The 15,487-nt window shown below is 50.8% G+C and carries 10 protein-coding genes; 8 read left to right on the top strand and 2 right to left on the bottom strand.

Going from position 1 to position 15,487, the window contains the following annotated elements; translation table 11 throughout:
• Positions 1 to 379 precede the first annotated feature (379 nt).
• The 7 genes from VN23_RS08430 to VN23_RS08400 all read left to right on the top strand — a co-directional run bounded on the left by VN23_RS08430 (position 380) and on the right by VN23_RS08400 (position 9,391).
• Entirely contained in the window at positions 380 to 1,678 is a 1,299-nt protein-coding gene (locus VN23_RS08430; protein ID WP_052746701.1) for a maltoporin, read from the top strand.
• 122 nt (positions 1,679 to 1,800) lie between these two features.
• Positions 1,801 to 3,417 carry an alpha-glucosidase family protein gene (locus tag VN23_RS08425; RefSeq protein WP_046352817.1) on the top strand — a complete coding sequence of 539 codons (1,617 nt, stop codon included), beginning with the start codon at positions 1,801 to 1,803 and terminating at the stop codon, positions 3,415 to 3,417.
• 3 nt (positions 3,418 to 3,420) lie between these two features.
• Positions 3,421 to 4,530 carry an ABC transporter ATP-binding protein gene (locus VN23_RS08420; protein WP_046352818.1) on the top strand — a complete coding sequence of 370 codons (1,110 nt, stop codon included), beginning with the start codon at positions 3,421 to 3,423 and terminating at the stop codon, positions 4,528 to 4,530.
• Between the two features lie 88 nt (positions 4,531 to 4,618).
• Positions 4,619 to 5,818, top strand: a complete 1,200-nt coding sequence (gene malE / locus VN23_RS08415; protein WP_046352819.1) for a maltose/maltodextrin ABC transporter substrate-binding protein MalE — start codon at positions 4,619 to 4,621, stop codon at positions 5,816 to 5,818.
• Positions 5,819 to 5,991: 173 nt separating this feature from the next.
• A complete protein-coding gene (gene malF, locus VN23_RS08410; RefSeq protein ID WP_046352820.1) occupies positions 5,992 to 7,515 on the top strand; it encodes a maltose ABC transporter permease MalF in 1,524 nt (507 codons plus the stop codon).
• Entirely contained in the window at positions 7,515 to 8,405 is an 891-nt protein-coding gene (gene malG, locus VN23_RS08405) for a maltose ABC transporter permease MalG (RefSeq protein WP_046352821.1), read from the top strand. The genes malF and malG overlap by 1 nt, the downstream gene beginning before the upstream one ends.
• A gap of 191 nt (positions 8,406 to 8,596) precedes the next feature.
• Entirely contained in the window at positions 8,597 to 9,391 is a 795-nt protein-coding gene (locus VN23_RS08400; RefSeq protein WP_046352822.1) for a substrate-binding periplasmic protein, read from the top strand.
• 9 nt (positions 9,392 to 9,400) lie between these two features.
• On the opposite strand, the gene VN23_RS08395 is transcribed toward VN23_RS08400, so the two are convergent.
• Positions 9,401 to 11,404: a methyl-accepting chemotaxis protein gene (locus VN23_RS08395; RefSeq protein WP_046352823.1), complete on the bottom strand. Its 2,004-nt coding sequence runs from the start codon at positions 11,402 to 11,404 to the stop codon at positions 9,401 to 9,403.
• A 230-nt stretch (positions 11,405 to 11,634) separates the two neighbouring features.
• Positions 11,635 to 12,192 (bottom strand): hypothetical protein, encoded by a 558-nt coding sequence (locus VN23_RS08390; RefSeq protein WP_046352824.1) that lies wholly within the window; start codon positions 12,190 to 12,192, stop codon positions 11,635 to 11,637.
• A gap of 610 nt (positions 12,193 to 12,802) precedes the next feature.
• Between VN23_RS08390 and VN23_RS08385 the strand changes: the two genes are divergently transcribed.
• On the top strand, positions 12,803 to 15,484 hold the full coding sequence (locus VN23_RS08385) for a hypothetical protein (RefSeq protein WP_156455159.1): 2,682 nt from the start codon (positions 12,803 to 12,805) through the stop codon (positions 15,482 to 15,484).
• Positions 15,485 to 15,487: the final 3 nt, after the last annotated feature.

The following is a 15,487-nucleotide window of genomic DNA, read 5'->3' as shown; positions in this document are numbered from 1 at the left end:
ATATAAGCTCGGTTTTGTTGAGTGCCCGTCTCCTTTGTAAGGAAGCGGGCATTTTTATTGCCTTTTACTTGTTTATGCTCGGAAATAACCGTTGTTTGAATGACGTTTAAATAATGTAAATAGGGTTATTAATGTAGTTTACATCATGTAGTGCTCTGGATTAACTTACGAAAAATCAAATCCAAACCGCTTTGGAAATCAGGTTTGGCTTTGTTTTTATCGCTTTCAAACCGTTTAAAACAAATAAAACAATGGATTGAAAGCGCTTTTGATCAGCCTTGGCAATATGATTTGCTGTTTTGTAGCGATTTATTGATTTACTACAAGGTTGCTTATTCGTTTTAGCGGCATAGCCGTACCTATTCAGGGAAGAGATGAGATGAAGTTCAAATCAGTAAATCAGATTTTTGCATCGGCTCAGCTAGCGCTGGCTGTTTGTGGCTTAGGTTTTGTGACCAGCGCGTTCGCGATGCCGGTCGATTTTCATGGCTATGCGCGCAGCGGTATTGGCTCGAATGCCACGGGTGGCGGATCGCAATCCTGTTTTCAGCTAGATGGTGCGGGCTCTAAGTATCGCCTAGGCAATGAGTGCGAAACTTACGCCGAATTTGCTGTGGGCGGTAATGTGTTTGAGAAAAAAGAAACCGGCACACGCTTTAGAATTGAATCGCGTTTGGCGGTTTCTGCCAAGCAGTTTCAGGATTGGGAAAGTGATTCTGGCAAATCTGCCGAGTTTGCTTTCCGTGAAATGTATGTTACGGCCGAAGGCGTAGGCTTGGGTGAAAGCAAACTGTGGGCGGGTAAGCGTTTTTATGATCGCCAGGATGTGCACATCAATGACTTTTATTTCTGGGATAACTCTGGCCCTGGCGCCGGGATTGAAAACGTGGATGTGGGGTTCGCTAAATTTGCCTACGCATGGCGTCAGAACACCGTCACCACATCCGATACCAGCATCGAGAACTTGGATCGCAAGATTGGCGTGTCCGGCCACGATTTCCGCCTTTCGGGCATTAAAGTCAATCCCAATGGTGAGCTGACAGTGGGTATTGATTTGCGCTTTGCCAATAAGGCCGACAAAGATCAGGGTAAGGCCACCGATGGCTTGGGGCTGAATCTGATGCACACCCAAAACGGTGTGTTTGGCGGCTTTAATAAGATTGCCCTGCAATACGCCAAGGGCAATATCTCTAGCTTTGCTTCGGGTTATCCAAATGTAAACGCCGATTCGGGCGATAAAGCGTATCGCGTGGTTGAGCAACTGATGTGGCAGCCAGAAAACAGCCGCTATTCCGGAATGATGGCCGCCATCTGGCAAAAAACGGACCCAGCTGCGACAGGCAAGGGTCAGACCTGGATGTCGTTTGGTGTGCGCCCGACGTATATGTTTACCAATAACCTTGGCGCAGCCATTGAAGTGGGTTACGACCGTGTTAAGCCAGAAGAAGGCGATGCACGTAATCTGTTAAAAACCACCGCAGCGTTCCTCGTGCAGCCAGAAAAAGGCTTCTGGAGCCGTCCGCAATTGCGCTTTTTTGCAACTTACGCCAAGTGGGATCAAGCCGCGCAAGACGCTGCTGGCCTGAAAGCGGTGAACAACCCGCTATCGGCCAATGGCCCGTTTGGCAATGATAAAAGCGGCTTCACCTTTGGCGCTCAGGCCGAAGTGTGGTGGTAAGTTGTGCTGGCTCAGTCTTAAATAAGATTTAAGTGCTAAGTCAGCCCGAACGGTGTGTTCAGGCTGGCTTAGCGTGTTGAACCCCTCTGGGTCTTACCCGGAATTTTAAAATGGATTGAGTCATGCTCAAGACCGATCGTGAATGGTGGCGTGGTGCTGTCATCTATCAAGTTTATCCACGCAGCTTTGCAGATGCTAATGCCGATGGCGTGGGTGATTTGCAGGGCTTGCTCGGCAAATTGCCCTATATCGCCGCGCTGGGGGTAGATGCGGTCTGGATCAGTCCGTTTTTTAAATCGCCAATGAAAGATTTTGGCTACGATGTAAGCGACTATTGTCAGGTTGATCCGCTATTTGGCACGCTAGCTGATTTTGATGCCGTGCTGGCTAAAGCCCATGAGTTGGGTTTAAAAGTGATGATCGATCAGGTGCTCTCGCACACTTCAGATCAAAACGCTTGGTTTGCTGACAGTCGACAAAGCCGCACAAATGACAAGGCCGATTGGTATGTGTGGGCCGATGCTAAGGCCGATGGCTCTGCGCCAAATAATTGGCTGTCTGTGTTTGGTGGCCCTGCCTGGACTTGGGATACGCGTCGTTGTCAGTATTATTTGCATAATTTCTTGAGCAGCCAGCCCGATTTAAACTTCCATAGCCCTGCCGTGCAGGACGCCATTCTAGAAGCGATTCGTTTCTGGCTGGCGCGTGGCGTAGATGGTTTTCGTTTTGATGCGTGCAATTTCCATTTTCATGATCGCAAGCTGCGTAATAATCCGCCCGCTAAAAGTAAAGATACCAAAACGGTTAGCCTTGATAATCCTTACGGCTTTCAGGCGCATGTGCATGACAAATCCCAGCCGGAAAACATCGCTTTTCTAAAGCGTGTGCGTCTGCTGCTGGATGAATACGGCGCAATGAGCGTCGGCGAAGTGGGGGATGACGACAGCCTGAAAGTGATGGCCGAATACACCACAGGCGGCGATAAGCTGAATATGGCGTATAGCTTTAATTTGCTGACCAAAGACTTTACGGCGGCGTATATCCGCAAGCAAATTGAAGACCTTGAAAAGCGCATAGGGGATGGCTGGGGCTGCTGGTCGATTGGCAATCATGATGTGATGCGTGTGCTGAGCCGCTGGGGCAATAACAGCCAGAACCCACGATTTTCGCGCAGTATGCTGGCGATGCTGCTGTGTTTCAGAGGCTCTGCCTGCCTGTGGCAGGGGGATGAGCTGGGCCTGCCCGAGGCTGATATTCCCTTTGAGCTATTGCAAGATCCTTACGGTATTGCTATGTGGCCGGAGTTTAAAGGCCGCGATGGTTGCCGCACACCGATGCCTTGGCGAGATGATGCTGCCGCTGCGGGCTTTAGCAACGGCGCACCTTGGTTGCCTGTGCCTGAGTCGCATCAACAGCTGGCCGTCAGCACGCAAGAGCATGACCCTGAATCCACCTTGAATTTCTATCGTCGATTTATTGCATGGCGTAAGACGCAAGCGGTGCTTTGGCAGGGCGATATTCAGTTTATGGATGCACCAGAGCCGCTACTGGCTTTTAGCCGCAGCCTGAATGGTGAGCGCTGGCTGTGTGTATTTAATTTATCTGAAAGTAAACAATCGCTGCCGTGTAAAGACAAGCTCACGCTGCTGGCCGATGCGGGCCTGAGTGGCGCAAGTATTAAGTCAGGCGTGATTGAGTTTGATCATTGGGGCGCGCTGATTGCCCGTGTAGAGGCGTAAGGTATGGCTACTGTTTCATTAAAAGGCATTAAAAAAGCGTTTTCTTCGGTGTATACCCTGCACGGCATCGATTTAGAAATCAAAGATGGCGAATTTATCGTGTTTGTTGGCCCTTCGGGCTGCGGTAAATCGACCCTGCTGCGCACCATTGCCGGCTTAGAAGACATTACCGATGGTGAAATGTGTATCGATGGCCAGCGTGTCAACGAGCTGCCGCCGGTAAAACGTGGTATTTCCATGGTGTTTCAGAGCTATGCGCTGTACCCGCATATGGATGTGTTTGAAAACCTCGCCTTTGGCCTGAAGCTGGCAGGCATGAAAAAAGCCGAATACACGCCGCTGGTAGAGCGGGTGGCCAAGGTCTTGCAAATCGAGCCGCTTTTACACCGCAAGCCGCGCGATATGTCGGGTGGGCAGCGGCAGCGGGTAGCGATTGGCCGCGCCATTGTGCAAAAGCCTAAGGTGTTTTTGTTTGACGAGCCGCTGTCTAATCTTGATGCCTCGCTGCGGGTGCAAATGCGTATCGAAATCGCCCGTTTACACCGCGAGCTGGGCAGCACCATGATTTATGTGACCCACGATCAGACCGAAGCCATGACACTGGCCGACCGGATTGTGGTGTTGCGTGCCGGGCAGGTAGAGCAGGTTGGCACGCCCATCGAGCTGTATTACCAGCCGGATAATTTGTTTGTAGCGGGCTTTATTGGCTCGCCCAAAATGAATACTTTAAGTGCCAAAGTGGCCGCTATTGATGAAGGCAGCGTGACGGTTGCTTTAGCAGATGGCAGCCAGATTGCGGTAACGGTGGATGCGGTAGGCGCAAAGATCGGTGACGAAGTCACACTGGGCGTGCGCCCCGAGCATTTGAAAATTTCACCCGCAGCGGGCAGTAATGCGCTGGCAGGCATTACGCTGGCGCTGGAGCAGTTGGGTGAAGCATCCATGTTGTATTTAGAAGTACCTGGTATGCGGGATACCTTTGTAGCCCGTATGCCTGCGTTGTTTAGCTCTAAACCGGGCGAGCGCAGCGTGCTGCACTTTAAGCCGGAGCACGGGTTTTTGTTTAAAGCCGATGGCAGCGCAATGCGCCGTCTTCACCCACTGGCCGAATAATCATTTGGCTTATTAAAAATTGCAGCCTTATTTTGCCTGCGCTGGGTATTTCTCTGGCAAGGGCTTTGCTTGGTTTTTTGGAGGGTTTATGAATACAACACGCCGCCAGTTTGGCAAGTTTGCAGTTTCTTCTATCGCAGCAGCAGTTGCGTTTTCTTTTGCCGGGCCTGCCTTTGCTGCAGATAAGCTGGTGATTTGGGTGAATGGCGACAAGGGTTATAAGGGTATCGAGCAGGTGGGCGCGGCTTTTACTAAGGCCACTGGGGTAGAGGTGGTGGTGGAGCATCCCGAAGATGCGCCTTCTAAATTTCAGCAGGCGGCCGCTGCGGGCAAAGGCCCGGATATCTGGATCTGGCCGCATGATCGCTTGGGTGAATGGATGACAGCAGGCTTGCTTAGCCCGATTACCCCATCCAAAAAAGTGCAGGGCGAGATCGATCCGCTGGCCTGGAAAGCCTTTACCGTAAATGGTAAGCAATGGGGTTATCCGATTGCGATTGAAGCGCTGGCGCTGATTTACAACAAAGACCTCGTGCCTGTGCCGCCAAAGAGCTTTGATGATGTGATGGCACTGGATAAAAAACTGGCCGCGCAGGGCAAAAAAGCCATTCTGTGGGATTACGGCGAGCCTTATTTTAGCTGGCCATTGCTCGCAGCAGGTGGCGCATATGCCTTTAAGCCTAAGGCCGATGGCACTTACGATGCGAAAGATGTGGGCGTCAACAATGCCGGTGCGATCGCGGGCTTAGAAACCATTAATAAAATGATTAAAACCGGCGTCATGCCAAAAAGCGCTACTTATGCCGATATGGAAGCCGGTGTAAATCAGGGCAAAATCGCCATGATGATCAACGGCCCATGGGCTTGGGATAATCTGAAAAAGAGCAAAATCAACTGGGGCGTAGCGCCTATCCCAACGATTAATGGCAAGCCGGGCGCGCCTTTTGTGGGTGTGTTGGGTGCGATGCTGAATCGCTCATCCAAGAATAAAGAGCTGGCGGTGGAGTTTTTAGAAAACCATATGCTCACCGTGCAAGGCCTTAAAACGGTTAACGCCGATGTGCCTTTGGGCGTGCCCGCCAATAAAGTGTTCTTTAATGAGCTGAAATCTGATCCGGCGATCAAAGCCTCGATGGAATCCGCTAAAGCGGGCCAGCCTATGCCTAATATCCCGGAAATGGGCCGCTTCTGGGCCTCATTAAAATCAGCACTGCAAAATGTAACGCAAGGCCGCCAAACCCCTAAGCAGGGTCTGGATGCTGCAGCGGCACGGATAGGTAGTAAGTAAAGATTTGCTGCGTTGAGATTGGGTAGACCACTGCTGGCTCTGCTCGTAGGGCGGGTGAAACCCGCGAGCAATATTGAATAAATACGCGGGTTTCACCCGCCCTACGATGATTCGATGTTTGAAATATTTAATAGCAAGGGCGCAGCCAGTTTATGCGACTAAGGGAAAATATAATGGGCGGATTGAATATGCGCTGGCTATTGGCTTCGCTGGGTGTGGTGCTGCTCTTGGCAGGTTTGTGGCTGCTGCTTGGCGTTTATCAGGCAGGGCATACGCTGAGCGCCGTGGGTGGTTTGGTGGTGATGGCGGCAAGCGGCTGGGTTTTTTTATCGCCTAAAGCTTACGCTTATCGCTATCTCTATCCGGGCGTAGCTGCGGTGCTGGTGTTTATTGTTTTTCCAGCTGTGTATACCGCAGGGATTGGTTTTACTAATTACAGCTCGACTAATCTGCTGAGTTTTGATCGCGTAACGGCCTATATGCTGAGCGAAACCACCACCGCTGATGGCGCAGGTATGACGTTTTCCTTGCATCAGGCTGGCGGCCAATACCGGCTTAAATTAAGCGATGAAGCAGGGCAGAGCTGGGTTTCGCCACTCGTTCAATTAGAAGACAACAAGCCGCAGCAGCTGCAATTACAAGCGGCGGGCACTGAAAACCTGCCAGAAAAAGAATCTATCAAAACGGTGATTGCCAAACAATCAGCGTTAAAAGCGCTGCGCCTTACTTTGCCCAATCAAACCCAGCCTTGGCGTTTAAGTAGCCTCAGCCAGTTTTCGCCTACCCAGCTTTTATATCAAAAAAATGCGGATGGCAGCCTGCGTAATACTCAGGATGGCAGCCTGATCAAGCCTAACTTTAAAACCGGGTTTTACGAAACAGTCGCGGGTGAAAACTTGATTCCGGGCTTTAAAGTAAATGTGGGCTTTAGTAATTTCACCCGCATTTTTGCCAGTGATGATTTTCAGGGGCCAATGTTTAAAATCTTTGGCTGGACGGTGTTATTCGCATTTCTAACCGTGGTGTTCACCTTTGTGGTGGGCATGGCCTTGGCGGTGGTGCTAAATTGGGAAGCGCTGCGATTTCGCGGGGTGTATCGCACGCTGCTATTTTTGCCTTACGCCGTGCCGGGTTTTATTTCGATTCTGGTATTCCGTGGCTTATTTAATGAAAGCTTTGGTGAAATTAATATGGTGCTCAATGGCCTGTTTGGCTTGCGGCCCGCTTGGTTTTCAGACCCATTTAATGCCAAGGCGATGATACTGATTGTAAATACCTGGCTGGGTTATCCTTACATTATGCTGCTGTGCTCGGGGCTGATTAAATCCATCCCCAGTGATTTATACGAAGCATCGGCGATCAATGGTGCTGGCCCGCTGACTAATTTATTCAAAATCACGCTGCCGCTGATTCTTAAGCCCATGATGCCGCTCCTGATTGCCTCATTTGCGTTTAACTTTAATAACTTTGTGCTGATCAGCTTGCTAACCGATGGCAGGCCAGATTTTATTGATAGCAAAGTGCCAGCAGGCACCACCGATATTTTGGTTTCATATACTTATCGCCTAGCATTTCAGGATTCGGGGCAGAATTTTGGTTTGGCTGCGGCGATTTCCACGGTGATTTTTGCGCTAGTGGCGGTGTTGTCCTTGATTAACTTAAGGCTGACCCGTGTGAATCAAGAGGAGAAACGATAATGGCTATGGTGCTGGATCGTTCACATAAATGGCGGGTGCTGGGCGCGCATCTTGCGCTGATTGCCTTTTTGCTACTGATTTTGTTTCCATTTTTTATGATTATTTCTATCTCGCTGCGGCCGGGTAATTTTGCGGCCGGCAGCCTGATTCCTGACACCATTAGTCTGGAGCACTGGAAGCTGGCGCTGGGGTTTAGCTATGTGGATGGCGATGGCGTCTTGATTAAGCCGCAATTCCCTGTACTGCTGTGGCTGTTTAACTCGGTGAAAGTGGCCTTTATCAGCGCGGGCGTGATCTTGCTGCTGTCTACCAGCTGCGCCTATGCTTTTGCCCGGCTTAAATTCCGTGGCCGCGTGTTTGGCATGAATGCGCTGCTGCTCTTACAAATGTTCCCTGCCGTGCTGTCGCTGGTCGCGATTTATGCCATTTTTGATGAAATTGGCAACTATGTGCCGTGGCTGGGCATTGATACCCACGGTAGTCTGGTGCTGGCTTACGCCGGTGGTATTGCCCTGCATATCTGGACCATCAAAGGCTATTTTGACACCATCCCGGTGGAGATCGAAGAAGCCGCTAGAGTCGATGGCGCAACCGCGTTTCAATCTTTCCGCTATGTGCTGCTGCCGATGGCCGTGCCCATTTTATTTGTGGTGTTCTTGCTGGCCTTTATCAGCGGCATCATTGAATACCCCGTTGCATCCGTGCTGCTGCATGAGCAAAACAAAATGACGCTGGCTGTCGGCTCCAAGCTTTATCTTTACACCCAAAATTATCTATGGGGCGATTTTGCTGCCGCCGCTATTCTGTCTGGTCTGCCCATCAGCATGCTGTTCTTATTCGCCCAGCGCTGGATGGTATCCGGCCTGACTTCGGGCGGGGTGAAGGGCTGAGTTGTGTAAGCGCACGATTTTTTATGCTTGAGGCGTATGTCTCTAAGCGGCGTGTTTCTTGTGAGCCACCTAAGCCATTGGGTGGCTCGTTTTTTTGATTGATTGCTTTGCCCGCTGTGTACTCTAAAGTGGCTATAGATGGATGTTTAAGTCTTTGATGTGATTGCGGCCCCATTTTGTAAGCAGGATGGATGATGATTTACAAATGCAAAGTGTTCGCTTGGCTGTGTGCGCTCATGCTGGTGTTTTGCACCAGCCTCTTTGCGGCCAGCCCCTGCTTGCGGCCTTTGGTGGTGGGGTGGGATACCTGGCCGCCTTATCATTTTAAGGATGAGCAAGGCCAGATGCGGGGCTTGGCGGTGGAGGTGTTGGTAGAGCTGGCAAGGCGGGCGGATTGTCCTTTGCGATTTGCTCAAATGCCTTGGAAGCGTACCTTGAACGAGCTGGCTGTTGGCAAAGTTGATCTGGCGATGGAGGTGCTAAAAACGCCTGAGCGTGCGCGGGTGATGTTATTTTCACGGGCTTATCGCCCAAGCAGCGTGCATTTTTTTGCGCGGAAAAAAGAAGAACGCTGGTCTTTTAATACTTTAGCTGATTTAAGCAAGCTAGGGCCTGTGACGCTTGGGGTTTCCCGTGGGGATAGCTATGGCGAGGAATTGGATCAGTGGCTTAACGCGCCTCCGCCTAGTGTGGCGGTGGATGTTGCCCCAACGATGGCGGTTAACTTACGTAAGCTTCAGCATGGCCGCGTTGATTTAGTACTGGGCGATTTATTTGCGACGCAGGCGGCGCTTTATGATTTAAAACTAACCAACGAGATTGCGCCTCTGGCACAGGAGTGGCGCACTCAGGATGCCTACTTTGCTTTTAGCCGTATCAGCGTGGGTGAGCCGGTATTTCAGGCTTTTCAGCAGGCGCTCGATAGCATGATGAAAGACGGGTCTTTAAAGAAAATTCAGCTTCGCTACCATGTGAATAGCTACTGATCCATAGGTTTATTCCAGTTTAAATTGCGAAACAAGCCGGTCCAGCTCTACAGCGCTGCGCTGAAGATCGGTAGATAGTGTTGCGTTTTGATCGGCGCGGGCGCTATTGTCTTCGGCCATTCGGGCGATTTTCTCAACGCTTTGGGCAACAGTTTGGCTGGCTATTTTTTGTTCGGCCATGGCGGTGTTGATTTCGGCTGCGGCGTCTAGCTCGGCCTTGCTGCTGTCCTGAATATGGGCAAAGGCAAAAGTGGCTTTTTCTACGCGCTGGCTGCCACGCTCCATTTCTTGGCGGGCGACATCCATGCCTTTGGCTGCGGCGTCGGTGTCATGTCTGATGGTGGCAACAAGAGCGGTGATTTCGCCGGTAGAGGCGGCGGTTCTTTCGGCTAGTTTTCTGACCTCATCGGCCACTACCGCAAAGCCCCGGCCTTGCTCACCCGCACGCGCGGCTTCAATTGCGGCATTGAGCGCTAATAGATTGGTTTGTTCGGCAATTTCTTTAATCACCTGCACAATTTTGCCGATCTCTCCAGAGTGGATTTTCATGCTGTCTACATTGCCGCCTAGTGTTTCCAGATTGGCTGATAGCTCAATAATTTCGCTTAAAACATCCTGCATTAGTTGCTGACCCTGATTGACCTCATCCTGAGCGGCGTGAGCCTGCTCTTCGGATGAGGCGGCATGTTCTGATACGGTAGAAATACTGACGGACATTTCTTCTATGGCCGCTGCCATTTCACCCGATGCATTGGCCTGGGTGAGTGAGGCTTCGAGCATGGCGCTTGCATTGTTATTCAGTTGCTGCGCGGCGCTGGCTACGGCCTGTGTGTTGTGGTGAATATGCTGAATAATCTGCCGCAGGCTTTTGGCCATAGTATTAAAGCTGTCGCCGACCTCGGCCAGCTCGTCGGCCACATCCAGATGCACCAAGCGGGATAAATCGCCACTGGCAAAGGCTTCGGCCTCGTAGCGTAATTTTCTGACTGCACCGTGGATAGAAAGGTAAGTGCCAATAAACAAATAGGCACCAAGCAGTAGCATAAATGCCGCAAGACTCAGCATTATTTGCCTGTCGTGCTGAATAGTTTGCTCACGTTTGCTTAATGTGGCGTTAATCGATTCGAAAATATGTACGGTCATGGCATTCATTTGCCCGATGGAGGCGGTAAGGCGGGCAAAGTGGGCCTTCGGTTCTACGCTGATCTCGGTGCTTGAAAATTCTTTGAGTAGATAGGCATGATCGGCGTGCATCTGCTCCGCCAAGGCTTTGCCTTCGGCTTGAAGAGCGGTCGAGCGGGTGCGGGCTAGTTTTTCTGTCATGGGGGTGGCCGCGAGCGTCACAATGGCGCCCAAGGTGTTCATTTGCGTGATCTCCTCTGCCTTGGCGACTTTAGCTGTGGCCAGACGCGCACCAATCCCCCTTGCTTTGGCGAGTGCTTCGGCTGCAGGGATCAGCTGAGAGAAATACACATCTTGCAGATAGTAGCTCTCTGCCTCCGGGTCAAGTGTTAGCCTAGAGATATGGGCTAGATCGACGGTGAGCTTGATGGTTTGATTGATCGCCACGGTATGGGATGCAAAGTTTTCTGCGGGCTTACTTTGCTTCCAGCCGCTGATAAGCGATTCCAATTGCGATTTCAACTGGGTCCAAGGGCTGCTTAAGCTAGGAAAGTCATTTTGCTTGATTAAAGCATCTGTGGCTTGAATGGCCGTGCTTAGCTTTTGTTCGGCTGCCTCGATATCAGGGCCAAAATCCGTTTTGCCTTGTAAATAGGATGAGCTTAAGCCGCGATGGCTTTGTGCCAAGGTCATCACTTCCCGTAGTGCAGAGGCGTATTGCAAGCCTAGATGCTCGGTGCGGGCGGTGGCGAGGTCTCGATTAAAGCCCAGTAAAATCAGGCTTAGCATATAGATGGTGGGGATGGCTAAAACAAAGGCGATCAAAATAAATTTTTGGGCGAAGCGCAGCTTGGACACAAAGCGAACTACGGGTATAAAAAATGCTCTCATCGCAATGATCCCACAATAACAATATCTTAATTGTAGTTGACGGATCTGCTTGGCAAAAGGACGGTTTGCTTTGTTTTTTAAGATGTTTTATGTAAGGCTTTGATGCGAGTTGAGGAGGAGGTGTTGGTACATCAAATCAATTGATCGAGTGTAAGTCGATGATTTGCATATGGCAGAAGGGGGAGCATATCGGGTGAAGTTGTGCGGGCTTCACCCTGCTTGAGGCTTGATCAGGCTTGGCTGACTGTATTGCCTGATACTTTCATATTAATGGTGGCACCGCCTTTGCGGCTGGATACCCTGCTGGCTTCTGTGCGCAAAGATGTTTTCATCTGGCTGTCCATATGGCCGTTAACAATGCCCAGAATGGTGGCGCTGGCCGAATCAAACAGCAGATTAAGCTGGGCATTGCCGCCCACATGGATATGGTTGATACCGCTGGTGCCAGGGGCTGTGCGGCCATCTGCGGTATTGTTAAAAACCATGCGCACTGCTTGGGCCATTTGGGGGTTGCTTCCTTCTATTTCTGCAACGGCTTGTGCGTGAACTCGTCCCAGATATTCTACCGGCGCGCGGTAAGCCTCACCCCACGGAGTGTCAACTTCTGTGGCAACCCATCTGATATTGTCTTCGGTAGCACGGTCGGGATAGGCAGAGCGAATCGCTTGTTCTATTTTCAATCTGATGGTGTTTTGATGAATGGCGCGGCTTGAGGCGGCGTGCTGGCGTAGCCAATCCAAATTTGGGTGGTTTTTAAATCGATTAAACTGAGCGGGGGTAAATGCCATGCGAATAACTCCAAAATGATTGCAATTGAAACGGAGGAAAATCATCGGTAAAGGGGTGGCTTATTACGCGTACTTGCTTGGCCCTGCGTTATTTAATGTATTTATTTTATTTTTTAGAAAAGTGCGATATATAAAAGCCCTTCGGGTTTTAATTTATTGTTTGTTGGTAAAATAATGAGTAGTGCTTTTAAAGTAAATACAATAAGCAAATACTGAATCAAGATTAAATGAAACAAAAATGTAAGGCAAGGGTAAATACTATTCTTACAGCGATGGCTGATATTAATCTGATCAGTTTCAATTTTCTAAGATGATCCGGCATTTACCAGGGAGCACAACAATACATTCGCTGCACACCCTGCATAAAACCATGCTTTGGTCTGTTTTTGATCTTAAGTGGGTAGGAGGGCTAATCTGCTACTGATTACAAATGAATATTCATTGATTTAAACAGCAAGGCGGATTGATCAATGGCATATAGCTATGTGCAACACGGTTCTAAACACGAAGCAATAAATAGCTATTTTATTTATGGATAATTTAGAAAAACCTCTTCATTCATCCACATTTTTGCCTAGGCTGGATGCTATGCCTGATTGGGATTGAATACATGGAGCAGCTTCCTTTTTCTCACGCTAAAGCGTGTCAGCTTTTATATCTACACCATTTGCAAACGCGGCGCGAGGCCTGGCATGCGTTTAGCCAGTCGGGGATTAGCTGGTTTATGTATCGGCGTGATGGCGAGGGGGTGATTCTTAATCCGCAGACGGGTTTGATCTGGCAAGAAATTACCGAGGCAGAGCCGCAGCTGGATTTATCCCGCGCCCACGCTAAAGTGCGGCAGCTTGAATGGGCGGGGCTGGCCAATTGGCGTTTGCCGACTCGAGCCGAGCTGATCGATATTGCCTACGCGCCGGGCTTTCCGCTTTGCGAAGAGCATGCTTGGTTTGATTGCTCGCTCTGGCTTTACGACAAAGGCTGCTTATACCTTGATCAGCCTGATGAATTTATGGGGCCGGATGGCGCGGCCAATATGATTGCGGTGGACGATACCCTTTGCGCAGATTGGCCTGGCAGCTATCCGCAGGGGCTGTTTGAGCTGGGCTGGACTTGGCTCGGAGCGTGGACGAGTAATGCGCGGTTTCCAAAGTCGAGCAAATTTGATGCGGCACTCACCGCTTGGAAAAGATGGCGTTCCTTAGCGTTGTCAGAAAACGATGGCTTTCACGCCGTGGATAGCAATGCCACCGATTGGCCTAGCTTATTACGCAAATTAGATTACATCAGTACCCGCCTGCCGGATATCGATAGCAGCACTTTTTCTGACGCAGCTAAGGGCTTGTGGGAGCTATGGCCGGTGTCAGACGCCAAGCACGCCAGAAGAATAGCCTTGGCCAACGATGGGCAGATGCGGGCGCGCAACCCCGAGCTGGATATTCGCGACGCCAATGTGGCGATTGATTTTGGCACCAGTAGCACGGTGGTGGCGTTTAGAGAAGGCGCGCAAGACCGCCTGCTGCGCATCGGCGAAAGCAATTTATGGGAGCAGCCGCAGGCTAGCGATTATGAAAATCCTACGGTGCTGGAGGTGATGGATTGGCAGGCGCTGATGGCGGCGTGGACGTCCGAGGTGTATCGCCCCTTGGTCGATTGGCGAGATATCCATTGCGCCCACGAGGCACGCGATCATTTGCGCGATAACCACACCGATCCTAAGCGCATTGCCAGTATTTTTAGCCGCATGAAGCAGTGGGCGCTGGATGAGTTTCCTAGCCTGATTAGCGATCAAATCCATCAGGAAGAGCGCATTCTGCCGCCATTTAAGCAGTACCCATGCAAAAAAGTGGACGATGTTTACGCCGATTTTAACCCGATCGAGCTATACGCTTGGTTTTTGGGGATGTTTATTAATTGGCGGCAACGCGGGATATTTTTGCGCTATTACATGACGTTTCCGGTGAGCTTTCCACATGACACCAAGGAAAAAATCCTTAGCGCGTTTCGCCATGGCTTGCAGCGCAGCCTGCCCGAAAGCCTTGTTTACGGCCCGCATATTGCCCAGTTTAGAGTTGAAGAACGTGGCTCAGAGCCTGCCGCCTATGCCGCTTGCGCGCTAAAAACTTTGCAGCTCTCACCCAGTGCCGCTGGTGTGGGGCGGGCGTTTGCGGTGTTTGATTTTGGCGGTGGCACCACCGATTTTGATTTTGGCTATTATCGCCTACCCGATGCAGACGAGGCCGAGGCGGGCTGGGAAGAGGTGATCGAGCACTTTGGCGCGTCGGGTGACAGAATGCTGGGCGGGGAGCAGTTGCTAGAGAATCTGGCTTACATCACCTTTCGCCACAATTTGCCGCAGTGCCGAGAGCATAAAATCGCTTTTTTATTACCACAAGACGCCGAGGATTTTGCAGGCTCGGATATGTTCCTAGAGAAAACCCGCTCGGCACAGACCAATAGCATCGTGCTGATGGGACGTTTGCGCTCTTTTTGCGAAACTGGCAATTTAGAAGGGCTGATTGAGGGCGATATTTGCAAGATGCCACTGTTAAATCGGGACGGGCTAAAAGTGGATGTGGCGTTTCAGATTCCGCAAAACGAGTTGCGCGATTATCTGCGAGCGCGGATAGAGCGCGGTGCAATGGCTTTTTTTGCTGCCATGCAAGCTGCGTTTAAAAGCCACGGCGGCATGCCGCTTGCTGTGGATGTGTTGCTGGCGGGCAATGCCTGCCGCTCGCCTTGGGTGACAGAGTTGTTTGGCTTAACAGGCTCGCCCATCGGCGCGATTATGGCGTTTGAGCAGTTAGAGATTTCGGTGCATCCGCCTCTCTTGGCTGATCCGGGCAATCCTTGGCAGCCCACCGCCAAAACCGGCGTGGCGCTTGGCCTGCTGCGGCTTTGTCCTGGGGAGACGCTGAAAGTAATTAACCGATCCTTGCTTAAAGACGATGCGCCATTTTTATTTTCGGTAGGTAAATTGCTCAATGGCGAGTTCGATCCTTGCCTGCTTGCTCATGGTGCTTATGGCTTGTGGCATGAGGTGGGGCGGCCTATGGATGGCGTGTTTAATCTGGCTTACACCCATTCACCTCGCGCCCGCACCGATCAGCGTATGGGTAGAAGCGATCCTGATTTGCGCTATAAGCGCATCGATTTTCCGCAATGCAGCGAAGGGCAAAAAGTATATTCCCGCGCAATTGCGCCCAATCTGATTGAGATTTGTCTTGCGCATGATTTAACGCATGGCGGGCAGCCCGAGCCAGCTAGTCATTTACTGCAACTGGCCTTGGCTTAGCGT

This window comes from Janthinobacterium sp. B9-8, from assembly GCF_000969645.2.
Classification (GTDB): Bacteria; Pseudomonadota; Gammaproteobacteria; order Burkholderiales; family Chitinibacteraceae; genus Iodobacter.
The sequence above is the reverse complement of the archived record's forward strand: the minus strand, read 5'-3'. Positions and strand labels throughout refer to the sequence as shown.